This is a genomic window from Paenibacillus sp. FSL H7-0326 (assembly GCF_001955535.1).
In the GTDB taxonomy this organism is placed as follows: Bacteria; Bacillota; Bacilli; order Paenibacillales; family Paenibacillaceae; genus Paenibacillus; species Paenibacillus shunpengii.
Genome location: NZ_MPVN01000002.1, coordinates 183,161 through 207,615 on the forward strand (window position 1 = coordinate 183,161; position 24,455 = coordinate 207,615).

Here is a 24,455-nt window from a genome sequence, read left to right on the forward strand (position 1 = left end):
GTAAGTGAATGTCTATTATCGCTCATTTCTTGTCTAGCTTCAAATCCTCAACCCGTAGCGTCATCAGCTCCAGCTTGCCTGGGTTTCCTGAGGAGTACTGATTCAGCAGCCGGACCGCCTGATGCCTGATTGACTTCTCAATCAAATTGCGAACATACCGTGCGTTGCTGAACGCTTGTGACGTTTCATTTTTCTCATCAAGCAGATGCTGCTTTAACTTGAGTATGGTCTGAGGCATCAAAATATAATCTCGATCCTTAGCCATAAGCTCAGAAATCTGAATCAACTGATCAATTGAATAGTCAGGAAATTCAATCTGAATCGGAAATCTGGACGGCAGTCCAGGATTCGTCTGCATGAAGAAATCAATTTCGTCAGAATACCCTGCAAGTATCAATATAAATTGATTCTTGTGGTCTTCCATTGCTTTTACAAGCGTATCAATCGCCTCTTTGCCAAAATCCTTCTCACCGCCGCGTGCCAAGCTGTAGGCTTCATCAATAAATAAAATGCCGCCTAACGACTTTTTCACCAAATCTCTCGTTTTTTGAGCCGTGTGACCAATATACTCGCCGACCAAATCAGCTCTCTCGACTTCAATAAGATGCCCTTTGGTCAGGACTCCCATCTTCTGAAAAAGCTTGGCGACGATACGAGCAACCGTGGTCTTGCCGGTACCGGGATTACCTTTAAACACCATATGATACACATGAGAACCGCTCATGAGTCCCGCATCAGATCTCATCTGCGCAATTTGCAGAAATGCATAAATTTCAAACACAAAATCCTTAATACTCTCGAGGCCCACCAGCTGATCCAATTCCTTCTGTATATCCTGATACATCGCAAACTGCGGATTGTTCTTTAAAGAGGCGGCAGTCTCTTCCGGATCTGATATGGACTCTTTGTTCAGACCATAGCCTTCTGTCTGATTCCGCAAAACAACATTAATTTGCCGGGAAGGTCTGCCTTCCGGCCGCTCTCCTGCTGCCATCGCTCTTCCGTTCATATACACGCTCACCTCAACTCCATAAGGGGCTAACTTCTCTATCTAAAGTATTCTAGTTAGTTCAATGTTATTAGAAGTTTCCCTTAAAAAATTGTTACTGTAAGCTGAGGAGAGCGGCATCCAGCTTCCATTTCGTATAAGCAAGCGTTTCCCGTATTTGGCTTGGCAAAAATGGCATAACCACGGATTCAGCGAGTGCGACCTCAGGTGCTTCATAGTCAAGAAACTCAGCGATTTCAAGTGATCGCATACCGTGAAAATCATGTGTAATTATGATCGATGAAGTGAAGCCCTGATCCGTCATAATGTTCTGGCTGAACAGTAAATTCTCGTAAGTACTGGTCGCTTCGTTCTCTAGGAAAATATGAGAGGCATTTACCCCGTGCTCTACAAGATAGCGCTGCATGCCCTCGGCCTCGGTAAGTCGATGCTGTGGACTGTCCAATCCGCCGGTAACGATAAAGTACCGGAAGCTTCCTGCTTCATATAGCTCAAGTGCCTTGTCCAACCGTTCAGCGAGACCCGGGCTGGGCTCGTCGCCCCACAGCGACGCCCCCAGCACAATGCCCACGTCAACAGGATCCGCAAATTCCGTTGTCTCATTCGGATTAAAAATCTTCCATTGTACATAAACAACCCAGATCAGTCCGATAATCACGAGTGCTGCTAATATCCTAAATGCATGTTGCAAAAATTTCGTGTTCCTGGGTTTTTTATTTATAGATTTTGCTTGCTCAAATGCCATAGCTCACTCCTTGAATTCCCCATTCTCGAACAAAGTAGAACGGTGTTCCAATGACATCTGGAAATAAGGGAACGAATGCGCATCAATTGAATGCAGCAAGTACTGCGCTGTCCGCATGGACAATTCGTAATCTGTGGTCGTAATATGTCCCTTATCCAAAGCGTCGTCGAGTTCATCCTCATCCAGTAGGAATACTTCACCATCCTTGAGAACAATAACATCCAAATACAAGTCATCAAACCACGGAACACCCTGATCTGTGACTCCCTGACTGCGGCAAGTATCAATATACCACTCAATAATCCGTTCCTGGTCATCAAACATCGCCGTCACAACAAAGTGCTCATCCTTTGGAAAATACTGAAGCCAGGAATACCCTTTATCCGCTGTGCAGAACGTATACCCTCCATATGTTTTCCATAGTGGTTCCTTTAACTCATGGATGGTATAAAGGGATAAATAGCCGGTAAACTCCTCGCTCTCTACATATCGACAGGTGAATTGCCGATTCGTAATCCGGCGCCAGTTCGCCCTGTCTCCAAATTTTCTCTTCATCCTCATCCCTCTTTACTCATCCAATATCCGCTTTAATAAAAACAGCTTACCATATTTAAGTTATACACTCAAAATTTACTCGTATCCAATAATATCAGTACCCTTGAGCGAAAAAAAGACCTGCCGTCACTGTGACAGCAGGTCTTTCGCCAATATTATTAAGGTGTCGTTGTACCGGGAACTGTAGTGGTTGGCGGGCTATCTTCACCTGGAGGTGAGATTTCACCAGATGGAGGTGTAGTATCCTCCGGTGGAGTTTCTCCACCTTCGTTATTACCTCCTCCTCCATTAGAAGGAGGCTCTGTTGTACCATTACCAGCATTGCCAGGGTCATTTCCTCCTTGACCCTCGCCATTACCAGCATTGCCATTGCCGGAACCATTTCCACCGTTACCCTCATTACCTGGGCCGTTTCCTTCACCGGTCTCAGCTCCGGTCCCTTCTCCATTACCGTTGCCGTTATTATCCGGGTTTTCTTCACCTTGACCTGGATCTGTACCTGGATTCTCTGGTACTTCCGGCTGCTCCGGAGTAACAGGAGCTTCCTCTTCCGGTTCGATAAACAGTGACACATGGTTGGACTCACTTGCGTCCTCCCCGTTCTCCGGATTAATAACGGTGACATAATATTCGTAGGTCAGACCCGGTAGAGCTCCCGTGTCCGTTGCCGATGTTCCCGAGATCTGATCCTGGATTCGACTGAAGCTTCCTTCTGACGTCTCTTTACGATAGATTCGGTATTGTAAACCTTCGGTTGATGACCCACTCCAGCTCAGTGATACGGCTTGAGCTTCTTTATCGTAAGAAGCACTCAGTCCACTAACCGTCAGATCCGTTTCGGGCTCTTCCTCTTCAACTGGCGGTTCAGTCACTTCTGGAATTTCACTATCCGGCACAAAGAATTCCTTGCGTTCTACTCCTTCAAGTGCTTTTTCCATCACTGTCTTGAAGAAAGTAGCTGCAAGCCGGCTGCTGTTCTTCAGCAAATGCTGCTGATCCGGATTATCATATCCCATCCAGACTGCGGCGGTATATTCAGGCGTATAGCCTACGAACCATACATCACGGTTCGAGCTGTTTCCTTCGTAACCGCTCTGTGTCGTTCCTGTTTTACCTGCCACAGGACGATCCAGCTTCGCGCTTGTTCCTGTACCACTATTGACAACTTCTTGCATCATGTCTGTCATTTGATACGCCGTTTGCTCACTCATCACTTGCTCCGCGTTTGATTCATACTCATAAATCGCCTTGCCATCGCTGTTCTCAATCCGTGTAATGGCGTGACCTTCCTGATACTGACCACGATTCGCAAAAGCACTGTATGCCGCAGCCATCTCAAGTGTATTCGTTCCTTTATCCAAGCCGCCAAGCGCCATGGATAGATTGCGATCACCATCGGTCATCGTAATACCCAGCTTCTCGGCAAATTCATATCCCGTATTTACGCCGATTTCATTCAGCAGCCATACAGCAGGAATATTCTCAGACGTCGTAATGGCATCCGCCATTCCAATCGTATTAGAATAACCGTGCAGATTTCGAGGGCAATAATCACCGAAACATTGCTCCGAGTTGCTGAGTGGTGTATTCATTGTAAAATCACCGGTTTCAAGTGCCGGTGCATAGGAAGCAATCGGCTTAAACGCAGAGCCTGGCTGACGATAACTGCTTGTCGCCCGATTCCAGCCTTGACGCTGATAATCTCGGCCACCCTGCATCGCAACGATACCGCCCGTTGCATGGTCCATGATGACCATGGAACCCTGCACCTTCTGGTCCGATGCACTTTCTTCGAACAATTCATCATTCTTAAAAGCGGCTTCTACAGCTTCTTGAGCCTCAGGAGCCATCGCTGTATAGATCTTATAACCACCGATGTTCAGATCATCCGTTGTTTTACCTGTTACACGCTCAGCCTCTTTCAGCACGTAATCGACATAAGCAACGTATTTCTTCTCCTCTTCCGGGCGCTCATAAGCGTAATCCACTGCTTTGGCCTCATCCATCTCTTCCTTCGAAATGTATCCTTGATCATACATTAACTGAAGGACAACCCCTCTTCTTTCTTTAGAGTCGTTAGGATTACCTGCTGGATTATAAGCAGAAGGACCCTTAGGAATCGCCGCCAGCGTTGCAACTTCCCAAATCTCCAGCTCATTCAGGTCACTCTTGCCGAAATAAAACTCCGAAGCGGTTTGAATCCCATAATTCTGGTATCCGAACCAGGTACGGTTTAAATACATCGTCAAGATTTCATCTTTTGAATAGTTCCGTTCGATCGCGAGCGCAATGGACATCTCTGTCGCCTTACGGAAGAACGTCTTGTCTCGTGTCAGAAACACGTTCTTGGCAAGCTGCTGAGAGATTGTACTTCCGCCCTCAACCAGAGAACGGGCCATAATGTCCGTTACTGCTGCCCGGCCGATCGCCCATAGGTCAACACCGTTGTGTTCGTAGAACCTTCTATCCTCTGTCGCAATAAAGGCATCTTTTAAGATCTGAGGAATTTCCTCACCTTCTACAGGATCACGCTTCTCAATAGAGAGCTCACTGATCTCCTCACCATTTCGGTCATATACCTTGGATGTTTCATTCACCGTCATTTTGTCAAAGTTGGCCTGTAAGATCCGTTCTCCGCTCACCATAATAAACAGATAGCCGGCAAGCGCAACAAAGATAGCAAAAGCAGCTGTAAAAAACAATGTCCAGGCTACACGTTTACCCGATATTTTTTTCTTTTTCTGAGGTCCTGGTTTCTTCTCTTTTTTTTGATTATTCTTACGATTCCCGGACCTAGACAATGTATCGTTTGACATGGTACCTCCTGACTCCCTTGTAGGTGTAGCATCTTCATGCTAGTCTTTAAATCTTTTTTCATAGAATTGAAACCAATTTGTAAACTTTCTCCTGAGAAGTAAAAGAACAACCTTTACAGGTTGCTCCGCCTCAATCCTATACGTATTAAACGAAATGGACAATTTAAAAGTTTCAATGATTGATTTTATTCTTCACCACTGCCATTTTGCATAAGAGAAATATTCCGTTGTGGTGTAAAGGTGGATATGGCATGTTTGTAAATCATTTGCTGGCGTCCGTCACTGTCGACAACAATGGTATAGTTATCAAATGCCTTGACAGTCCCGCGAATTTGAAAACCGTTGACGAGAAAAATGGTAGCTGGAATATTTTCTTTGCGCATTTGATTCAAGAACGTATCTTGGATGTTGATGGACTTGGTCATTAGCCGTACCCCCAATAAGTTCAATTAGATTGATTTGAAGAATAATCATGCTCCAAATTCAGCTTATCTGCTATTATATCACGTATAGTAGCGAAGTTCGTAGAAAAATTTGCTGTGTCCGTCATATCCACCCATTGAATATCCTTCATATGACGGAACCAGGACAGCTGTCGTTTGGCGAAGCGACGCGTATCCCTCTTCAGTTCACTTACTGCTGTATCCAGTGGTACTTCTCCACGCAGGTAGGCAGCGATCTCTTTGTAACCGAGGCCTTGCATGGAAATAAAGCCGGGACCCACACCTTGGCTGAGAAGTGAAGCAACCTCCTCTACCAGCCCCTCCTTCATCATTTCGTCAATTCGGTCTTCAATACGGTTATATAGCATTTCTCTATCCATTGTCAAACCGACGATACAGAGTTCGTAGGGAGACTGCTTATTCTGGGCAGCCAGCTGTTCGGATTGTTTGACTCCGGTCATGTGATATATTTCAAGGGATCGCACCACTCTGCGCACATCGTTTGGATGAAGTCTTGAGGCACTGTCTGCATCTACCTCTTGTAGTTTCTGGTGCAATGCCTCCGCTCCGTTTGCTTCCGCATAATCAAACTGGGCTTTTCTAAATTGTTCATCAGAGCCTGCTTCAGAGAATTGAAAATCATAGCATACCGATTCAACATACAGCCCGGTCCCTCCTACGATAAAAGGCAGCTTGCCCCGCTCATGTATCTCTCGAATCAGCCTGCGGCTCTCCTCTTGAAATTCCGCGACAGAATATGGGTAATCCGGCTCATGAATGTCGATAAGATGGTGTGGGATACCTCCCATTTCCTCTGGCTTGATCTTCGCCGTCCCGATGTCCATCCGTCTGTAGACCTGCATGGAATCGCCTGAGATAATTTCGCATTGAAAGGTCTTAGCCAGTTCGATGCTCATTTTTGTCTTGCCTACTGCGGTAGGTCCCACCAGCACAAGCAGCTTAGGCTTTCGAGTTTCTGTCAAGTTCAATCACTCCGTACACTGTTTTTGAATGGGCACGATTCACGGCACTAAAACCGAGTCTCGCAAATTCACCACTGTCCCTTTTTTCTTTCATAACCACTGTCTTTCTAGCCACTCTCTTGGCCTCTGTGATGCTCTCCAGCGCCAAGGGCGAACTATTCGCATATCTGCGCAAAGGACGAATCGCATTTGAATCCATAACAGGCTCACGGAACATCGGGTCAAAATATACGACATCGACACTATTGTCACCCATGCCGCGGAGCAGCTCTAGATGGTTGCTGTGCTTCACCTGAATGGATCTTAGCGCCTCATCCACACGGCTGTTGCCGCTCCGATAATACTTCATGCCCTCTAGCAGTACGGTGTACAAAGTATGTGAACTCTCGCAAGCAGTGACATGCCCTTCTCCTCCTGCAGCGACGGCGAAGACCAGCGAATCCGTACCAAGACCTGCCGTACAGTCCAGCACAGAGTCACCCTTCTGGAACTTCGCAGCTTCCAGCATAGGATCGCTCTCCCCTTTTAATACACGCTTCGCCCGAACGAATCCCATGCTTGGATGAAATTCGAGCACAGGCTCGCCCGGACTGATCAAACGAACACCATTGGTTACAACAACGATAATATCTTCATCGCGATATTGTTCCGATAACTTGGCCAGGGAAGCTTTATTTCGCTGAACATAGCTTGAATGGGTAACCTCGGCAAGACGAACCGCACGCTCCGCAAGCGTCTTTGCATTCGTATCGCCTGTTGTAATTATCATTTATTTTCTCCTAGTCATTATCATCTGATTTAGTTCAACTACTTCATGTTGTTCCACATTACATCACTCTTTTAAACATCTTTTCCAGATCATAGGTTGAGAACGAGACGACTATAGGTCTTCCATGTGGACAAGTATACGGCTGCTTGCAGCCCGCGAGCCGCTCCAGCAGCACGACCGCTTCCTGATCTGTCAGCTTCTGATTGGCTTTAATTGATGCCTTGCATGAGCACATAATGGACGCGGCTTCACGGAGCTTAGACAGATCAATTCCCCGCTCTGACAGCACCCATTCCGCCATCTCCAGAATGATTGACTCTTCATCGCCTTTGGGCAGCCAATAAGGATAGGATGTAACACGGAAGGTTTGTCCACCGAAATGCTCCAGGTAAACTCCAGCCTGTTCAAACCAATGAAGCTTGTCCTTTAGCTGCTCTGTCTCCGAGGGTGTGAACTCCAAAGTGATCGGGAGCAGGAGCTCCTGAGATGCCTCAACCGGATTGCCGAATTGGTTGTAGTAGAATTCATAGTTAATTCTCTCATGTGCAGCATGTTGGTCAATCAGATACAACCCGTTCTCATTTTGTGCGATCAAATAAGTTCCGTGATGCTGACCGATCAGCTCCAGCTCAGGAAACTGTGGCAGCTCTGCCTTTGTACCCGCTAGCTGTCCATAATGATCTTTGATCATTCCTTGTACATTCTTTGACTTAAGCGCAGCACTGTCCCGGTAATAATCCCCATTCGCACGATTCATTCTCGTTTCTCTGATGACCTGCTGCTTGAACGAATCGCGCACAGTGTAATTGTCATCTATATCTTCAATCGGTGCAGCAGAAGAACTCCCTGCTGCACGATCAGTATTTGCTGTGCTTAAACGTTCCCTTTTCTCAGCATTGCTTGGCTGAGGCTGGGAACGGGTCATATCCCTCTCATAAATAGGTGGGCTAATGCCCTGCTTATCCGTCGGATTGTACATCTTCTTCACAGGGCTTGATAAGGATGAGGTTCCAGATATCTCCTTATTCGTTGCACTTGCATGCACTTCATGCGGCTTCGATTTTGTAAAATGAAATTGCTCCTGTATAAACGATTTACTCTCCGGCTTTCCAATACTCTGTTTAATTACTTGGGGAATGAGCACTTCCTGCTTAAGTGCAGCGCGAGTGTGCTCCTCCACAAAAGTATACAGCTCAGGCTCCTTGCTGAATCGAACCTCCAATTTGGCCGGATGGACGTTAACATCCACTAATGACGGATGCATGTCCAGCTGCAGTACGGCAAGCGGAAACCGATTAATCGGAAGCAGCGTATGATAGGCTTTAAGCAGAGCTTGGTTCAGCCCATAATTTTTAATATAACGGCCATTAATGATGGTCGATATGCCATTGCGATTAGCCCTTGTAAGATCTGGCCTGCTTACATAACCGCTGATTCGATAATCCAGACTCTCGCCGCTGATCGGGAGCATCGCTTTGGCAGCGGAGGTTCCGTATACCGCAGCAATGACCTGAAGCAGATCTCCATTGCCTAGGGTCTGCAAGAGCAGGTTGCCATTATGTCTTAACGTGAATGCGATATCGGCGTGAGATAACGCCATTCTGTACAAGACATCCGAAATATGCCCAAGCTCCGTCTGAATCGTCTTCATATATTTCAATCTGGCTGGGGTATTGTAGAACAGCTCCTCAACCAAAAAATCGGTCCCGCGAGAGGCAGTAATATCGTCATGCTTGATCAGCTTGCCGCCCTCGATGACAATCTCACGCCCACGTCCGTCGGATTCAGTCGCACTGATCAGCCTTACTTTGGATACGGCAGCAATACTCGGTAAGGCCTCGCCCCGAAAACCAAGACTCGTGATCTCAAATAAATCCCGACCGTTGGCAATTTTACTCGTCGCATGGCGGTAAAAGGCGGTTTCCATATCCTCTGCATCAATTCCGCCTCCATTATCGGTGATCCGGATGCTTTGGAGCCCTCCTTCATGTACGGATACATCGATACGGGTGCTTCCTGCATCAATGGAATTTTCCACAAGCTCCTTAACGACAGAAGCGGGTCTCTCCACCACTTCACCGGCAGCGATCTGATTGGCAATATGCTCGTCCAGCACATGAATTCTAGCCACCTTTTACCCCTCCCTTTTATTTATAGGTTCATAACCTTACATATCTGTTACTTTCATTTTCAATTCATTTACAAGCTGCATCGCTTGAAGCGGCGTCATGTTCATTAAATCCGCGTTCCTAATCCGTTTTATCAGCTGCTTGACAACAGGGTCCAGCTCATGAGCTTCCTGCGCACCTTTCTTCTTCGGCTCAGGCCATTCATCTCCAAATATCGACAGCTGCACAACTTCATTTGACATAGCAGCGGGCTCTTCCGTTTCTTCATTTGCAAACGTCTTCGCAGCTAATTTCGTCTCCTTCAGCATCATTTGATCTGACGAAGCTGCCGCTTCCTTCTCGGCTTGACGGTAATCGTTCTGGAACGGCTCCTTATGCCCTTCAGCAACGATATCAAATGAGTGCTCTTCAATGGTGTGGATCAGCCTGCTCGCACGATCAATAATCGAACTCGGCAGCCCAGCCAGTCTTGCGACATAAATCCCATAGCTGCTGCTTGCCGCACCAGGGATCAGTTTGCGTAGAAACTGCACTTCATTTTCCTTCTCCTGCACGGCCATTGAATAATTTCGAAGGGAAGGAAGACTATCCTCCAGATGGGCAAGCTCATGAAAATGAGTAGAGACCAGAGCTTTGCACCCGATGTGATCATGCACATATTCAATGACCGACTGAGCAATCGCCATACCTTCGCTCGTTGAGGTTCCGCGCCCCAGCTCGTCGATAATAATCAGGCTTCGCGGAGTTGCCTTTTCCGTCATCACCTGAATGTCAGCCATTTCTACCATGAAGGTACTCTGACCGCCGATCAAATCATCACCTGCGCCAATTCTCGTAAATATTCGATCCATGATCGGAACCTCAGCCTCCACAGCAGGAACGAAGCAGCCAATTTGAGCCAGAATAGAGATGAGCGCCACTTGACGCATATACGTACTCTTCCCCGCCATATTCGGCCCAGTAATCAGCAGAATTCGTGGATCCTCCTGTGTTAACACCGTATCATTTGCCATAAATGCACCATCACGCATGACCGATTCTACAACAGGATGCCGTCCTCCAATAAGCTTCATGTCAAATCCATCCGTGATGCACGGTTTAACAAAACCGCGTTCTGCACTGACGGCAGCAAGTGAATGGTACACATCAATCTCTGCGACCTGCTCAGCCAACTTCTGCAATCTTTTAATCTCCTTGCTAAGCTGATCACGAATCTCGATAAATAATGAATATTCAAGCCCTACCATCTTATCTTCAGCTTCCAGAATGAGAGATTCCTTCTCTTTCAGCTCAGGTGTAATATATCGCTCGGCATTAGCCAATGTTTGTTTGCGCTCATATCTGCCCTCAGGCAGGGATGAAATATTCGATTTGGTCACTTCGATATAGTAGCCGAACACTTTGTTATAACCGATCTTAAGTGAGCGGATCCCCGTAATTTCTCGTTCCTGTGCTTCTAATTCGGCGATCCAGCGCTTACCATTCACGCTTGCATAACGCAGCTCATCCAAATGTTCATGATATCCTTCGCGTATCATTCCGCCTTCTCTGACAGAGACGGGCGGCTCGTCCACGATGGCATGATGAATCATCTCGCGCAAATCGGAGCAATCATCCATCGTTTCTGCAATACGGCGCAAGGTGCTAGAAGGAGAATCTGCACACAGCTTGGCAAGCGCAGGTATCATTTCAAGAGACACCTTGAGCGCATTCAAATCCCGTCCATTGGCATTGCCGAATGCAATTCGTCCAACCAGTCGTTCCAGATCATAAATTTCCTTCAGCTGCTCACGAATGTCGCTTCGCAGAATAAACTGGTTGTACAGCTTGTCCACCGCTTCAACACGCTCTTCGATCTTCTGTCGTTGGAGAAGCGGCTTATCAATCCAGCGTCTGAGCATTCTCGCTCCCATGGAGGTCTCTGTCTTATCTATCAGGGATAGAAGGGAGCCCTTCTTGGAGCGGTCACGCACCGTTTCCACAAGCTCCAGATTTCTTCGCGTGAATGGATCCAGAATCATATAATGATCGGGTTCATACGTCTGGATTTGAGTTAATTGCCCCAATGAGCGCTTCTGGGTCTCATTCAGGTAGGCAAACAACGTCGCAAGACAATGTCTGCGTTCTTCCCCCAGACGGGCCCATGCAGCTTCACCGAATTGGGTTATAACAAGCTCAGCTTTGCTCTTGTCACAAGCCGTGTAGGTGATCTTCCGGTTGCCTGCCAGCATCTCGGACTGCACCGTCTGCAGCAGCTCAGCATCTCCGATCAGCTCAGAGGGCTCATAGATGCCAATTTCATCCTTAAGCCACTTTTCAGAATATGGAGCAGAGGTAACATACAGCTCTCCTGTAGATAAATCGCAGGCAGCAATCGCCAAAACACCGCTGGTTTGTGTCAAGCAGATCATATAATTGTTTGACTTCTCGCCAATCGTCTTGCCTTCCATGACGGTGCCCGGCGTAATCACTCTCACGATTTCACGGCGTACCATTCCTTTGGTTGCGGCCGGATCTTCCATTTGTTCACATACCGCAACTTTGTACCCTTTCTCAATCAATCGCTGAATATAATTATCGGCGGAATGATAAGGCACGCCGCACATGGGAATACGTTCTCCGCTACCACCTTCACGGCCGGTTAACGTAATCTCGAGTTCCTTCGCAGCAAGGGTTGCATCCTCAAAAAACATCTCATAAAAATCACCAAGTCTAAAAAAAAGAAACGCATCCTGCGCCTGTTCTTTTACCTTCAAATATTGTTCAATCATTGGCGTGTATTGAGCCATGAATTATACCACTCCTGCCACACAATTTGCATCGATAATATCGAGTCCTATCATACATCTGGTAACACATATATTAGGTTATCCAAATGAATGTTATAGCTCATCAAAACGATGATACGGATTCATCCGCTTATTATATCAAAAAGAGACCTCTTATTCATGGCTTTTGCTGAATATTCCAGAGAGGTCTTATATCCTTGGATTCATCCCATGTCTTCCCTTGATAGAGTGCCGTAATCAAGGGATTCACATATTTATGATGCCGATTGTAATCGGGCAGAGCTGTTAATTCCTGCAGCAAGGGATGAACCAGTCCGCGAAGAACTTGTTTATTCCCCTTATAAAAAGCTTCATGATTCTCAGTAAGATCAAGCGGTCTTCGCTGAAGCAGCCGGTAATTGGCAGCGACCAGATAAGCAATGGATACCACCCCTTTGGCAATCATTGGAGATACCAAGAAGCTCGGAAGTGTCCTGTACTCGAAGCCGCCATAGGGCTGAGTTCTAAAATCACCCAAGTAGCCGTATTTCGGTCTTCGGCCGCTGCTGCGAGGATCCTCCAATATGGCGATCGGAAGCGCCAAGTAATTGTCGAGAGCACGGAGCAGATCATAGGTTAGAACCACTCTGCTAAAATGCACATGTCCACCCAGCGGAAGACCGCTTACCGGAAGCCCGCCTGCTCTCCATAACAGCGTGTGATCCGTAATCAGCGTTGAAGCAGTTAAGAACGCGTGCATCAAATGAGCGAGGAGCTCCCGAGGCTCTGAGCTTGGCATAGGTCTAAGCTCCGCGACAGGGTAAGATCTTCGTCCGCCTCGAGTTACCGCGTCACACCCGGCTTCGCCCGTTCGTTCTAGAAATAAAGAAGCAGGCACAACTCGCTCCTCCTGTTGGCTAATCAGCAGAAATTCCGGATCCATACCGAGTACCGGAGACGTATGTAAATTTCTCTCTGCCTCAAGAGCAAGCTGCTTCTCCATCATCGCCTGTTCGTACAACTCTGCTATCCCTTCTCTAATTAACCATGGCTGTGAATGAACGCTGCTTACGCTAATGCCTTGTTGTCCTCCAGCCTGCAGCACAACCTCTGCATGCTCCAGATTCAGTGCATATGCCGCTCGAACAGCAGCACGTTCAATTCGATTGTAGAGCGAAATGTTGTCCTCCCTATGCAGCACCGTCCTGTTGCCTTCCCGAATTCCGGTATAACTCTTTTTCACGATTCTTAACGCATGAAGCTGACTAATCAAGACTTCATAAGTCACAAGGAACTGCAGCTTATTCTCTTTAGGATGAATCAGGGAAGAACGAAGTCCTGAGCGGGTTAATCTTGCCTCACGCTCCTCCATTGTCATCGACTCGTAATGTTCCGAATTTCGAATTACTAACATGGCATCTAGACCGTCCTTCCCCTAAAAAAGAAATAAAAAAAGGAGGGCTGCCGCCCTCTACGCCGAAGGGTTCGGCGCATATATTGCCATATAGGTATTGCAGCACCAATTAGATCTCATCATCCAGCAAGTCAGGATCAAGCTCGTCAAAATCACCATCAAGTGAGCCGAAATCATAATCTTTGTCTGCTTCTTCATTGCAGTTGTTCTTGCACACGACAACACGAACCTTGGTTTCAGCAACCATTTCGGCTGCAAATTCACGTTCCACGCGGATGACAACACTGCCTCCGCCCGAAGCTACCGTCGCCTCTACACAGCTCGGTTCCTGCGTTGCATCCGCAGAGACCTCAACAGTGGAGGCACGATGCTTAGGATCCAGATAGGATAGTGGAATGTTCTCTACATAGGATACTGTCTTCTTCGCTACATCGGTTTGAGAGTTTTGGTCATAGGAATACCAAATGTTGATATCGTAAGTACCAATAACTTCAATTCCGTCTCCTGCCGGGACCGATTCGTACTCGTGGTTAATAATCCATGCCCCCAAAATACTGGTAGGATTATGTGGCGGAGTCACGGTATGTGTTACGGTAGAGAACTTACGACCCTTGCCGCAGATCGCCTTCGTTATAATCTCTCTACATTGATGTTTATGACTCAATGACATCTTTGAACCTCCTCCATACAATCATTCCATTTATATGTATGCAGGACATGGGCGTTTGTTACCAATTTACAGATAAATATAATTGAAAAAGATAACTTTTAATTTATAGCGGCTTAGATGTTGAATAAGCTAATTTCCTTTTGCAGGGACAGGGAACGGTGCCTTGTCCTTTTTCGCAATCTTCAAGTACAAAGCGAGTTCCCGGCACAGCTGACGGATCGACGAACGAATCTCGAATTCTTCTCTTGTTGTGGGCAGATCCATCGTTCTAAACTCTTGCTCTACCATGCTTAGAAGTTTCTCGGTCCTTCCAGTATAGAACTCATTGCACACATCATCGCTTAACTGCTCGAACAATTCAGCTACCATTTCCGCATGCGGCATGGTCGTATATACCTGTGATATTAAATGCATCATATGCTGAATGGAATCCAGCTGGGTCTTGCGCATATAAAAGTATGCAGTCCATTCCTCGTTCGGATGGATCACTTGATTCTCAAGATACAGCTTGGAGGCTGCGACTCCCTTATCTATTGCCTTCTCAGCTTCCATCAATTCAGCACCCGTCCACACGTATGAGGGATCTCTTAGTGTGCGGCCAAACTGGGTGAAAATTACCGAAAACAGCTCATCGATCTCTGAACGGATGTTGAAGAGCATGTTATCCGATTTTGGCATATAAGCTAAATTAACGACCATCGCCGAGCCAAGCCCAACAATGAGCAGTAGTATTTGTGTCCAGATGACTTCGAGGCTCATCTCTCCTCCGCTAAACACACGGAAGACGACGACGGACCCTGTGACTATGCCTTCTTTAAAGCCAAACCGCACAATGGCAGGAAATGCCGTCAGGATATAAATGGCCAGCACCCAATAATGAAATCCAAACAGGAAAAAAAGTACTGAAGCAAAAAGAAGCCCTACTACGGACGCAAAAAATCGCGCCGAGATCGTCTTCAGGCTTCTTTTACGAGTAACATCGACACCCAGAATGGCCAGCAATCCTGCCGACGTTGGTCCTTTTAACTGCATAGCATCAGCCAGCAGCACAGCCATTAAGGCAGCAATCGCTGTTTTGATAACGCGGAAACCCATGTATGATAACCCTCTCTTCTCTCTATAAGGCGAGTACATTAAATAATGATTCCATTATATTAGTACCCAATCAGATCGTAGGTATCAATCGTACACGATTTTTCCTTCTGGAACAATGTGACATGTCACAGACATATTTACGGATGTGAGATAGAATCCATAGTTCAGTCAAGAGCGGATTAATACTCCCTGCCATTCATCAGCTTACGCTCGAGCCACGCTACCAGCTGATACATTACCGTCGCCACTACAGCAATTACAATGAGACTCGACATAACGAGGGTGAAATTAAACACTTGAAAACCATATATAATTAAATATCCCAAGCCTTCCTTCGCGACAAGAAATTCTCCCACAATAACTCCGATCCAGGCCAAACCTACATTTACCTTAAGTGTGGAGACGATCGCAGGAAAGGATGCAGGAAAGATTACTTTGCGAAAAATATGCTTTCGGTTTCCTCCAAATGTGCGTACAACCTTTACATAGTTTGGGTCTACTTCATTAAAGCTGTTATACACAACAAGCGTTGTAATAATAACTGTAATAGATATGGTCGTCATGACAATTGCAGTAAAGCCAGCGCCAAACATGACGATAAAGATGGGTCCAAGGGCTACCTTCGGCATACTGTTCAGTACTACCAAGTAAGGATCAAGCACCTTCGATAAGAAAGGGGACCACCAGATAAGTACAGCGATGAGCGTGCCAAGCAGTGTGCCCAGCAGGAAGCCGACAATCGTTTCAAACACCGTGACTGAGGTATGGAGCCAAATTTCGCCGCTGACCACATCCTTCCACAGCTGTGCGCCAATCTTGGAAGGATAGCTGAACAGGAGCACGTCAATCCATCTTAATCTGCCCGCGATTTCCCAATACAGGAACATCATAATAAGAATCGCAATCTGCGTCAGACTGACATATCTTCTCCATCTTCTTCTCCGTTTCTTGTGCTGGAGATGAATGCTGTGAAGCCATTGCTCTTCCTGCGCTTTTTCATGAGGTGCTACTTCCAACGGTTTTGCTTCCATTAGGCATGATCACCTCTTTCCTCCGGAGTCATCAAGCTCTCCCCAAATTTCGTTAAACAGGTCGTTAAAGCCTTGCTGCTCCCTTGCATGGAACGGCTGGACATCCCTGATGGATGCAGGAACCTCAAAGGTTTTGCGGATTCGTCCCGGATTTTTGTCCAGCACGATGACTCTGTCACTTACGGCAATGGCTTCAGATAGATCATGTGTAACCAAAATGGCCGTCTTGCCCTGCTTCTTCAGCGTATCTGAGATCAGGTCCTCCAGCTGCAATTTGGTCTGATAATCCAGAGCCGAGAAGGGCTCATCGAGCAGCAGCAGATCAGGGTTCGTTGCTAGCGTTCTTACCAGAGCCACACGCTGACGCATTCCGCCTGACAATGCCTGCGGATATGCGTCCTCTGTACCTGCAAGCCCCATCTCAGCGAGCAGATCACGCGTTGCTAGAAGCGAAGCTTCGCTGAGCTGTCCGGTAAGCTCAAGTCCAATCGAGGCATTTGCCAAAATTGTGCGCCATGGATACAAATAGTCCTGCTGCAGCATATAGCCCACTTGGGAAGAAGGTGAAGTGACCTTTTCTCCGGCCAGACGCACCTCCCCCTTCGTTGGCTGCAGCAGGCCTGCAATCATGGACAGAATGGTTGTTTTACCGCATCCGCTTGGACCTACCAGGCTGACGAATTCGCCAGCCTCGACCTCCATACTAATGGAATCCAGAGCCAGCTTTGCCTCCCGTTCCGTTACGTACACATGTGTAATTTGATCCAGTTCTATCCGTGTCATTTATTCACATCCTTTTTATGAACGGCGAACCTTACTTTCCAGCAGCTTCTTCAGCAAAAGTATTGTCTACTATCGCAGACGCAGGGACTCTCTCCTGCAGCTCGCCAGCATTCTCCATTACATCAAGCAGGTTATTCCATTCGGTATCGTCAATAATCGGGTCCAAAGCATACGTGCCTTGATCCTTATAGCGCTGTACACTGCTCACAATAATGTCACGATCCGCGTCTTTGAAATATGGCATGATGACATCGGCTATTTCTTCTGCCGTATGCTCTTCCACCCACAATTGAGCCTTGTGAATACTTTTCGTAAATTTGCCGACCACGTCTTTGTTGTCTTTGATGAAGCTCTGTTTGGTCATAAATACGGTATACGGAAGCTTGCCGCTCTCAACTCCAAAGGAAGCAACGACCTTGCCTCTTCCTTCTTTTTCGAAGATGGATGCTTGCGGCTCGAACAGCTGTACATAATCACCTGTTCCTGATGCAAACGCAGACGTGATATTGGCAAAATCAATGTTCTGAATCAGTGTCAGATCCTGATGTGGATCGATCCCTTTCTTACCTAGGGCAAACTCACCGGCCATTTGCGGCATCCCGCCCTTTCTTTGGCCGAGGAACTCACTCCCCTTCAGCTGATCCCAATCAAATTCCGCCGTTTGATCTCTCGCAAATAAGAAGGTGCCGTCCGTTTGTGTGAGCTGTGCGAAGTTAATAACCGGGTCCTCCGCTCCCTGCTGATACACATAGATTGATGTTTCTGAACCTACCAGCGCAATGTCGATGGAGCCTGCAAGCAGTGCCGCCATCGTCTTGTCTCCCCCCGCCGTGGTTTGGATCTCAACATCCAGACCTTCTTCCTCGAAGAAGCCCTGCGCGTGAGCGACATACTCTGGTGCATAAAAAACAGAGCGGGTTACTTCGCCAACGTTAACCTTAACGTTACCGCTGCTGCTAGAACTGCAGCCGCTTAGGACGACGGTGAATAAGAGCAGCAGAATTGCAGCAGGCTTCCACCAAGCTTTTCCTTTCATTGAATAGCCCTCCCTTGAAATAAAGAATGTATGAACCATAATTATGCAGTCCATTCCCATTTGGTTAATCAGCCCGGTACAGGCTCTCTTAAACTAAGCTCATATTCACACAAAAAAAGCTGAAGGACTCTTGTAGAATCCTTCAGCTTGACAAGATATGTTGAACTTTTCGGTTATCTGTTATCTCTTTATAGTTTATAGATTTCTTTATATTTGTTCTCCAGATAATCAGCAAGGTAATCCGGATTCAGCTCTTCCCCTGTAATAGCAACTATCAATTCGGAAGGCTTGCGGGACTTGCCATATTGATAAACCTTCTCCGTCAGCCACTCTTTGAGTGGAGCAAGCTTCCCTTCCTTTATATAATTCTCGTATTCCGGGAGCTCCTTGGCCAGTGTATTCATGATTTGGGCTGCATACATATTACCAAGCGAGTAGGAGGCAAAATAACCAAAGTCTCCGCCTGACCAATGTACATCCTGAAGCACACCAGCTCCGTCATCAGGAGGAGTAACGCCTAAATATTGTTTATATTTCTCGTTCCATACCTGCGGAAGGTCCTTTACGTCCAGCTGTTCATTAAAGAGCATTTTCTCGATCTCATAGCGGATAATAATATGAAGATTATAAGTGAGCTCATCGGCTTCAATGCGGATCAGCGAGCTCTCTACTTTATTGATGGCTTCATAGAATTGATCCAGAGAAATGTTCTCCAGCTGATTGGGAAAATAGCTCCGTAATACCGGATAATAATGCTCCCAGAAAGCCCGGCTTCTGCCGATCATATTCTCCCATAATCTTGACTGAGACTCATGGATTCCCATGGATGTTCCCTCGGCAAGAAGAGTCCCTGCCAGATTTGAATCAATATTCTGCTCATAGAGGGCATGACCGCCTTCATGAAGAGAGCTAAAGATGGCGCTCGCCACATCTGTATCATAATAATGAGTGGTAATACGAACATCACCGGGATTCAATCCCATAGCAAAAGGATGTACACTCTCGTCCAATCGCCCTGCCTCAAAATCATATCCCATTTCCTTTAATATATATTTACTGAACTCGGACTGCTGCTTAATATCAAAGGATTGTTTGAGGAAGGAAGTGTCCGGTTTATGTACGGATTGACTAATTGCTTCCTGTAAGGGAACAATTCGGGCTTTTAGTCGGCTAAATACTTCATCCAGCTTCTCTACCGTCAAATCCGGCTCATACATATCCAGAAGTGTGTCATAACGTGTATCTTTCACACCGTAATAGTCAATAAATTCACTCTGCATAGCAACAATTCGAGATAAGTAGGGTTCAAACGACGCAAAGTCAGCCTTCTCCTTGGCTACTTCCCATTTGGCTTGAGCCTGGGCGGTAAGAACACTGAATTCGCGAACCTTCTCTGCTGGAACAGATTGTGTGCGGTCGAGCTCTTTCTTACAATCATTAATCAATCGCTGTTGTACATCAGACAGAGCGGCAAATTCATTCTCCTGTTTCAAAAAAGAGAGCAAATCTTTCATTTCTTCTGATGTCTGCAGTTTAAAAGCTTCCGATGACAGCATCCCTATCGTTTCTGAACGGGTATCAATTCCTTTACGCGGTGCCCCCGTGCTCATGTCCCAGTGCAGTAGTCCAATGGCTTCATTGTAGCTTTTAATTTTTTTGTTCAGATCCAGAAATTGCTCTAATTTAGCCTGTAATTGCTGACTCATCAGTGTCACCCCATCCATATTTTAATTCGCCTACCTATTGATCATACTTTTAGCTAAGATTATAATCAACATTTAAGAGCGTTAACTAGGGTTATAACATAAGCCCTAAATGATCAAGTAAAGGAGTGGGCCTAAATTATGAAAATCAATCTTAGTAAGGCAGCTGAAGAACTCCTGACCAAAGTTCTCGGTAACAGGCCAGGCTTCATTCGACTGATGTATGACAGCGAGGGGTGCGGTTGTGCGGTTAGCGGAGTTCCTGCGTTTCGTATTGTTGATGAGCAGGAAGACGGGGATATCGTATTGGATACCAACGTTCCGGATCTAACGTTTATTTTGGACAGCCAAAAGGCTGTTTTTTTTGAAGAAGAGCTGAATTTGGCAACTGATCCCGGAGACCTGTCTTTACGTCTGTCCAGCAGTGGTCAGCACTATGGTTTATACATTTTTCCGCGCGATGAACGTGCGGTCAATGCTTAGATAATAATTACTCATTAACTGGAGGTATAAACAAATGAACAGTATTAGTCAAATCATGGAGCATAATCGTAACTTTGTGGAGAAAAAAGAATATGAAGCCTATATCTCCGATAAATTCCCACAGAAGAAAATGATGATCGTAACTTGTATGGACACCCGTCTTGTCGAGCTGCTTCCCAAAGCGATGAACTTCAAGAATGGTGACGTCAAGATCGTTAAAACAGCCGGCGCTATCATCTCACATCCATTCGGAAGTGCGATGCGAAGCGTTCTAGTCGGCCTATATGAGCTGGGTGCTGACGAGGTCGTCGTCGTCGGTCATCATGAATGCGGCATGGCCTCTCTAAATGGTGAAGCGATGCTCTCGCATATGGTAGAACGTGGCATCGACGAGAAGGTGCTCAAGACGATCGACCATGCAGGAATTAAGCTGGATCGCTGGCTGCGCGGGTTTGACAATGTCCATGAAGGGGTAATGGAAACTGTGGAGTTGATTCGTAATCACCCACTATTGCCCCCAGGTACTCCTGTTCACGGCATGATCATTGATCCTAAGACAGGCGCTCTCGATCTTGTTGTGGATGGTTATGAGAACCAGGCATCTCTCTAATCCCTTGGGTCTGGATTGCTAATCAGCAGTCCAGGCCATTTTTTTATTAAATTTCTGTGACATTTATAACAACAGTTTACTAGTCATACGGCAATAACGGTTGTCAAACCATACAGTCGTGGTGTACACTTTTAAACATATATGGTCCTGGAAAACGCTTTTACGCTGTTATTCAAGACTATAGTTTAGTAAAGGAGACATGTCCACTTGAACATACTGTCTTATGGTTTGCTCGGGTTATTGACACGTGATGAATCATCTGGCTATGATCTCATGCTGAGGATTCAGCCCCACTGGCCTGCCAAGCACAGTCAGATTTATCCGCTGCTGTCCCGTATGGAAGAGGATGAGCTTCTCTCTTCACGCTGGATTGAGCAGACAGATAAGCCGGATAAGAAGATGTATAAGATCACGGATAAGGGAATACAGGTATTATTGGAATGGATGTATACACCCGTATCTACATCGCCTATTCGGGACGAACTGAGTCTTCGGCTGATTTGTTTTCAAATCACGAATCCGGCCCTGCTCAGACAATGGATTGAAGAACGCAGACAGTGGTACCAGATTCGTCAAGATTATTACGAAGATCTTCTCAAGGCACTTCCAGACGAAGCTGTACAGCCCACACATTCCTATTTCGGTGATTATATTGTCAACACTAAGGCAGCAATGAAAGCCAAGGCAGGAATGGAATGGTGTGATTGGGTATCCGACCTGATTCGTTCCGGTCATACTGAACAAAAATTATCCAATTCACATTAAAATTAAAAAATATGAAACCAACATATTTTTTAAGCGTATGTAAGTATTAAACACTAAAAATCACTCTTAGGAGGTAACATTTCTCACATGAAAAAATGGATCAGTTCAAAACGTTTACTTATGGTCATGATGGCATTTACTTTGATCTTCTCGACTGTAGCAATTCCAGATAATGCAGATGCACGCCGTGGTGGCGGCGGTTTCAAATCCGGAACTAAATCTTATACAAATACACCTAATCGTTCGAATGATAGTAACAGCAATGTCTCAAATTCTACAACGAACCGTAATAACAATGCTACCAATTCTACAACGAACCAAAACCGCGGATTTTTCAGCGGCGGCTCACTTATGAAAGGTCTAATGATTGGTGGACTTGCAGGTATGCTCTTCGGGGGATTGTTCGGAGGAATGGGCTTCTTCGGAGAACTTCTTGGTCTTGCAATTAACCTTCTTGCCATCTTTGTATTAATCAGCCTGGGTGTAGGTATCTACAGAGCTATCAAGAGACGTCGTGAAGAGAAAGAAAAATCCCGCAACATCTATGACGGAAACGGACGGTACTAAGCTCTATGGTAATCACAATGGATGAGATTGTTAATGCCATATGTCTTCATATCGCTGAACGTAAGCAGATCAAACCGACAGATGTACAGGTGGAGCTTAGTTGGGATGAAGATACAGGCTACTCCGCTGAGGTTTGGGCTCAGGGCCGCAGTCAATTTCTCATTGAATCCAATATGATTGAAGCTATTCTGCGATATGTACATCAAGAATATAATATCCGTGCCTACCGTGAGGATGTTACACTAGAGCTTGATGAAGAAATTACAGCCAGAATTCGTACGTAGTCAATGAACGTTAACCGCCTCGAGCATAAGCTCGAGGCGGTTTTATTTTTGCTCATTAGTTCACAGGCCTAAACTCTTCTCGAAGCTGCTCCGTTGACGTTATAGGAGCGCTGCAGGAGAAGCCCCGGCAAATGTACACAGTTCCTTCTCCATTAATGGCGGGCTTGTCGACTAGACCAGGAATAAGTTCGGCTAAGGCATACTCTGACTTGCCTTCATAGTTAATAATAATGGAAGCATCAGGCGTATAGGATTTGTGGATGATGGAGATCATCTCCTGCATCTTGATATCATTCGTTCTTCCACTGATTATAATTTGGCGTCCTCCGAGTCGTGCGTAGGACATGCCAAGCAGATACAGCGCATGACGATCAGCATGGGAACTCGCTTCTCCTGCCATAGAATGAAGCCATTGTTCTCCCTTCTGCATCAGCTCACTATCCTGAGTTATAGCTGCCCATTTGGTGATCAGCAACGAAAGAACCATAGCACCTGCAGGCAATGCATATCCATTAATCTCATTTCCGTAATTATATTGCTGCTCTCGATTTAACCCTGACCGTTGGAAGCTCCCTTCTGTGGGGTCCCAATACCGTCTGAACAGTTCATCCTTAAGCTCCAGTGCTTTAACCAAATATGCAGGCTGCCCTGTCACTTCATACAGTTCCATCAGTCCCCAAGCCAAAGAAGCATAGTCTTCTACATTCGCTGGATGCACAAGTTCTCCATCTCGATAGCCTGAACGCAGATTGCCGTCTTGATCACGCAGCTTGTTCCATATGAAATCAGCCGCTTTAGCTCCAGCATCTGCATATGTCGTTTGCTGCAACGCTTTAGCCCCCTTGGCCAGAGCTGCGATCATCAGGCCATTCGAAGCAGTCAGCACACGGTTATCCTTGAGTGGACGCACCCTCGTCTCACGATATTGCAGCAGCTTCTGCCGGTCTTCCTCCAGCATATTGCGCAGGGCGAGTGGATTTAAACCTCTCCGCTCCGCCTGCTCCTCAGGCGTTCCTTTCATCAGACTGGGAATGCTCTGTCCTGCGAAATCACCTTCAGGCTCAATAGCGTACACATTACAATATCGATGCATCTCCTCTACACCCAGTACATCTTCAATCTCCTGGCGGGTAAATTCATAATATCGTCCAGTCTCCCCTTCCGAGTTGGCACCTTCTGCAGCATGAAAGGCTCCTTCAGACGAAGTCATCTCTCTTAATACATAAGAGAAAATGGATTCTGCGATTTCCGCATACAGCGGATGCTCTGTTAACTGATAGGCTTCAAGGTAAGTCATTGCAAGCAAGGCATTGTCATTTAGCATTTTTTCAAAATGCGGAACAAGGCCCCTCTCATCTGCTGAATATGTGAAAAAACCATGACCCACATGATCATAAATACTGCTTCGGTACATTCGATGCAGGGTATGTTCCACCATTTCTAAGGCTTTGGGCTGGCTATATACCCTAGCATAATTCATTAAGAACATGAGTTGAGCAGGAGAGAAAGGCTGGTACCCTGCTTCTGTTTTTCCGAGTTCGGAATCAAAGGCATTCTCCAACTGACGGTAGGCCCCGTGCAGAAGTTCTTCGTCAGCTGCAGCCGTATATTGTTCATTTTCTTGAATGACTCGATTTAAATGATGACCTTCCGTTTCTCTAATCATAAGCTCCTCCAATTTCTAGATAATCTGTTTAAGATAACGGCTAATCCACTTATTCATACTTCAACAGAAACTTACAATATGAAGCAACAATATGAAGCACTGAATTAAAATTGACCATTTATTGAACATCG

The 24,455-nt window shown here is 46.2% G+C and carries 22 protein-coding genes; 5 read left to right on the forward strand and 17 right to left on the reverse strand.

The window, feature by feature from the left end; all coding sequences use genetic code 11:
• Positions 1-22 precede the first annotated feature (22 nt).
• From BK126_RS11475 to BK126_RS11550, 16 genes are all read right to left on the reverse strand, one after another.
• Complete coding sequence (locus tag BK126_RS11475) at positions 23-1,009, reverse strand: AAA family ATPase (protein ID WP_076312800.1); 987 nt, start codon at positions 1,007-1,009, stop codon at positions 23-25.
• A 94-nt stretch (positions 1,010-1,103) separates the two neighbouring features.
• Entirely contained in the window at positions 1,104-1,700 is a 597-nt protein-coding gene (locus BK126_RS11480) for a YdcF family protein (protein ID WP_256702811.1), read from the reverse strand.
• 57 nt (positions 1,701-1,757) lie between these two features.
• A complete protein-coding gene (locus tag BK126_RS11485) occupies positions 1,758-2,309 on the reverse strand; it encodes a ribonuclease FAU-1 family protein (RefSeq protein WP_076312802.1) in 552 nt (183 codons plus the stop codon).
• Positions 2,310-2,467: 158 nt separating this feature from the next.
• Complete coding sequence (locus BK126_RS11490) at positions 2,468-5,125, reverse strand: transglycosylase domain-containing protein (RefSeq protein ID WP_076312803.1); 2,658 nt, start codon at positions 5,123-5,125, stop codon at positions 2,468-2,470.
• 185 nt (positions 5,126-5,310) lie between these two features.
• Positions 5,311-5,550 (reverse strand): RNA chaperone Hfq, encoded by a 240-nt coding sequence (gene hfq, locus BK126_RS11495; RefSeq protein WP_047910668.1) that lies wholly within the window; start codon positions 5,548-5,550, stop codon positions 5,311-5,313.
• A gap of 20 nt (positions 5,551-5,570) precedes the next feature.
• Positions 5,571-6,551, reverse strand: coding sequence for a tRNA (adenosine(37)-N6)-dimethylallyltransferase MiaA (gene miaA / locus BK126_RS11500; protein WP_076312804.1), 981 nt, complete (start codon positions 6,549-6,551; stop codon positions 5,571-5,573).
• A complete protein-coding gene (locus BK126_RS11505) occupies positions 6,529-7,320 on the reverse strand; it encodes a class I SAM-dependent methyltransferase (protein ID WP_076312805.1) in 792 nt (263 codons plus the stop codon). Before BK126_RS11505 ends, miaA begins: the two co-directional genes overlap by 23 nt.
• A gap of 58 nt (positions 7,321-7,378) precedes the next feature.
• The gene (gene mutL, locus BK126_RS11510) at positions 7,379-9,451 is read right to left on the reverse strand and encodes a DNA mismatch repair endonuclease MutL (RefSeq protein ID WP_076312806.1); all 2,073 of its coding nucleotides are present in this window, start codon (positions 9,449-9,451) and stop codon (positions 7,379-7,381) included.
• Positions 9,452-9,487: 36 nt separating this feature from the next.
• Positions 9,488-12,238: a DNA mismatch repair protein MutS gene (gene mutS / locus BK126_RS11515; protein WP_076312807.1), complete on the reverse strand. Its 2,751-nt coding sequence runs from the start codon at positions 12,236-12,238 to the stop codon at positions 9,488-9,490.
• A gap of 157 nt (positions 12,239-12,395) precedes the next feature.
• Positions 12,396-13,631: a putative amidoligase domain-containing protein gene (locus BK126_RS11520; RefSeq protein WP_076312808.1), complete on the reverse strand. Its 1,236-nt coding sequence runs from the start codon at positions 13,629-13,631 to the stop codon at positions 12,396-12,398.
• 109 nt (positions 13,632-13,740) lie between these two features.
• Positions 13,741-14,301, reverse strand: a complete 561-nt coding sequence (locus tag BK126_RS11525) for an outer spore coat protein CotE (RefSeq protein ID WP_076312809.1) — start codon at positions 14,299-14,301, stop codon at positions 13,741-13,743.
• A gap of 129 nt (positions 14,302-14,430) precedes the next feature.
• Positions 14,431-15,396, reverse strand: a complete 966-nt coding sequence (locus tag BK126_RS11530) for an aromatic acid exporter family protein (RefSeq protein ID WP_076312810.1) — start codon at positions 15,394-15,396, stop codon at positions 14,431-14,433.
• A 179-nt stretch (positions 15,397-15,575) separates the two neighbouring features.
• Entirely contained in the window at positions 15,576-16,427 is an 852-nt protein-coding gene (locus tag BK126_RS11535; RefSeq protein ID WP_076312811.1) for an ABC transporter permease, read from the reverse strand.
• Positions 16,428-16,436: 9 nt separating this feature from the next.
• On the reverse strand, positions 16,437-17,210 hold the full coding sequence (locus BK126_RS11540) for an ABC transporter ATP-binding protein (protein WP_076312812.1): 774 nt from the start codon (positions 17,208-17,210) through the stop codon (positions 16,437-16,439).
• A gap of 31 nt (positions 17,211-17,241) precedes the next feature.
• Positions 17,242-18,246, reverse strand: a complete 1,005-nt coding sequence (locus tag BK126_RS11545) for an ABC transporter substrate-binding protein (protein ID WP_076312813.1) — start codon at positions 18,244-18,246, stop codon at positions 17,242-17,244.
• 188 nt (positions 18,247-18,434) lie between these two features.
• On the reverse strand, positions 18,435-19,952 hold the full coding sequence (locus BK126_RS11550; protein ID WP_076313511.1) for a carboxypeptidase M32: 1,518 nt from the start codon (positions 19,950-19,952) through the stop codon (positions 18,435-18,437).
• Between the two features lie 138 nt (positions 19,953-20,090).
• Between BK126_RS11550 and BK126_RS11555 the strand changes: the two genes are divergently transcribed.
• From BK126_RS11555 to BK126_RS11575, 5 genes are all read left to right on the forward strand, one after another.
• Positions 20,091-20,432, forward strand: coding sequence for an iron-sulfur cluster biosynthesis family protein (locus BK126_RS11555; RefSeq protein ID WP_076312814.1), 342 nt, complete (start codon positions 20,091-20,093; stop codon positions 20,430-20,432).
• A gap of 34 nt (positions 20,433-20,466) precedes the next feature.
• Positions 20,467-21,042 carry a beta-class carbonic anhydrase gene (locus tag BK126_RS11560; RefSeq protein ID WP_047910680.1) on the forward strand — a complete coding sequence of 192 codons (576 nt, stop codon included), beginning with the start codon at positions 20,467-20,469 and terminating at the stop codon, positions 21,040-21,042.
• Positions 21,043-21,249: 207 nt separating this feature from the next.
• A complete protein-coding gene (locus BK126_RS11565) occupies positions 21,250-21,807 on the forward strand; it encodes a PadR family transcriptional regulator (RefSeq protein ID WP_076312815.1) in 558 nt (185 codons plus the stop codon).
• Positions 21,808-21,894: 87 nt separating this feature from the next.
• Entirely contained in the window at positions 21,895-22,374 is a 480-nt protein-coding gene (locus tag BK126_RS11570; protein WP_076312816.1) for a hypothetical protein, read from the forward strand.
• A 5-nt stretch (positions 22,375-22,379) separates the two neighbouring features.
• The gene (locus BK126_RS11575; RefSeq protein ID WP_076312817.1) at positions 22,380-22,658 is read left to right on the forward strand and encodes a YxcD family protein; all 279 of its coding nucleotides are present in this window, start codon (positions 22,380-22,382) and stop codon (positions 22,656-22,658) included.
• Positions 22,659-22,713: 55 nt separating this feature from the next.
• On the opposite strand, the gene BK126_RS11580 is transcribed toward BK126_RS11575, so the two are convergent.
• Positions 22,714-24,324: a thioredoxin domain-containing protein gene (locus BK126_RS11580; RefSeq protein ID WP_076312818.1), complete on the reverse strand. Its 1,611-nt coding sequence runs from the start codon at positions 24,322-24,324 to the stop codon at positions 22,714-22,716.
• Between the last annotated feature and the right edge of the window lie 131 nt (positions 24,325-24,455).

Bases quoted from the DNA above. Each gene is read 5' to 3' on its own strand.
- BK126_RS11505 (WP_076312805.1), bottom strand. From the start codon at position 7,320: ATGATAATTACAACAGGCGATACGAATGCAAAGACGCTTGCGGAGCGT.
- BK126_RS11525 (WP_076312809.1), bottom strand. From the start codon at position 14,301: ATGTCATTGAGTCATAAACATCAATGTAGAGAGATTATAACGAAGGCG.
- BK126_RS11545 (WP_076312813.1), bottom strand. From the start codon at position 18,246: ATGAAAGGAAAAGCTTGGTGGAAGCCTGCTGCAATTCTGCTGCTCTTA.
- BK126_RS11575 (WP_076312817.1), top strand. From the start codon at position 22,380: ATGGTAATCACAATGGATGAGATTGTTAATGCCATATGTCTTCATATC.
- mutS (WP_076312807.1), bottom strand. From the start codon at position 12,238: ATGGCTCAATACACGCCAATGATTGAACAATATTTGAAGGTAAAAGAA.
- BK126_RS11535 (WP_076312811.1), bottom strand. From the start codon at position 16,427: ATGGAAGCAAAACCGTTGGAAGTAGCACCTCATGAAAAAGCGCAGGAA.
- BK126_RS11555 (WP_076312814.1), top strand. From the start codon at position 20,091: ATGAAAATCAATCTTAGTAAGGCAGCTGAAGAACTCCTGACCAAAGTT.
- BK126_RS11550 (WP_076313511.1), bottom strand. From the start codon at position 19,952: ATGAGTCAGCAATTACAGGCTAAATTAGAGCAATTTCTGGATCTGAAC.
- BK126_RS11570 (WP_076312816.1), top strand. From the start codon at position 21,895: ATGAAAAAATGGATCAGTTCAAAACGTTTACTTATGGTCATGATGGCA.
- BK126_RS11485 (WP_076312802.1), bottom strand. From the start codon at position 2,309: ATGAAGAGAAAATTTGGAGACAGGGCGAACTGGCGCCGGATTACGAAT.
- BK126_RS11475 (WP_076312800.1), bottom strand. From the start codon at position 1,009: ATGAACGGAAGAGCGATGGCAGCAGGAGAGCGGCCGGAAGGCAGACCT.
- hfq (WP_047910668.1), bottom strand. From the start codon at position 5,550: ATGACCAAGTCCATCAACATCCAAGATACGTTCTTGAATCAAATGCGC.
- BK126_RS11540 (WP_076312812.1), bottom strand. From the start codon at position 17,210: ATGACACGGATAGAACTGGATCAAATTACACATGTGTACGTAACGGAA.
- BK126_RS11580 (WP_076312818.1), bottom strand. From the start codon at position 24,324: ATGATTAGAGAAACGGAAGGTCATCATTTAAATCGAGTCATTCAAGAA.
- BK126_RS11560 (WP_047910680.1), top strand. From the start codon at position 20,467: ATGAACAGTATTAGTCAAATCATGGAGCATAATCGTAACTTTGTGGAG.
- BK126_RS11530 (WP_076312810.1), bottom strand. From the start codon at position 15,396: ATGGGTTTCCGCGTTATCAAAACAGCGATTGCTGCCTTAATGGCTGTG.
- BK126_RS11490 (WP_076312803.1), bottom strand. From the start codon at position 5,125: ATGTCAAACGATACATTGTCTAGGTCCGGGAATCGTAAGAATAATCAA.
- BK126_RS11520 (WP_076312808.1), bottom strand. From the start codon at position 13,631: ATGTTAGTAATTCGAAATTCGGAACATTACGAGTCGATGACAATGGAG.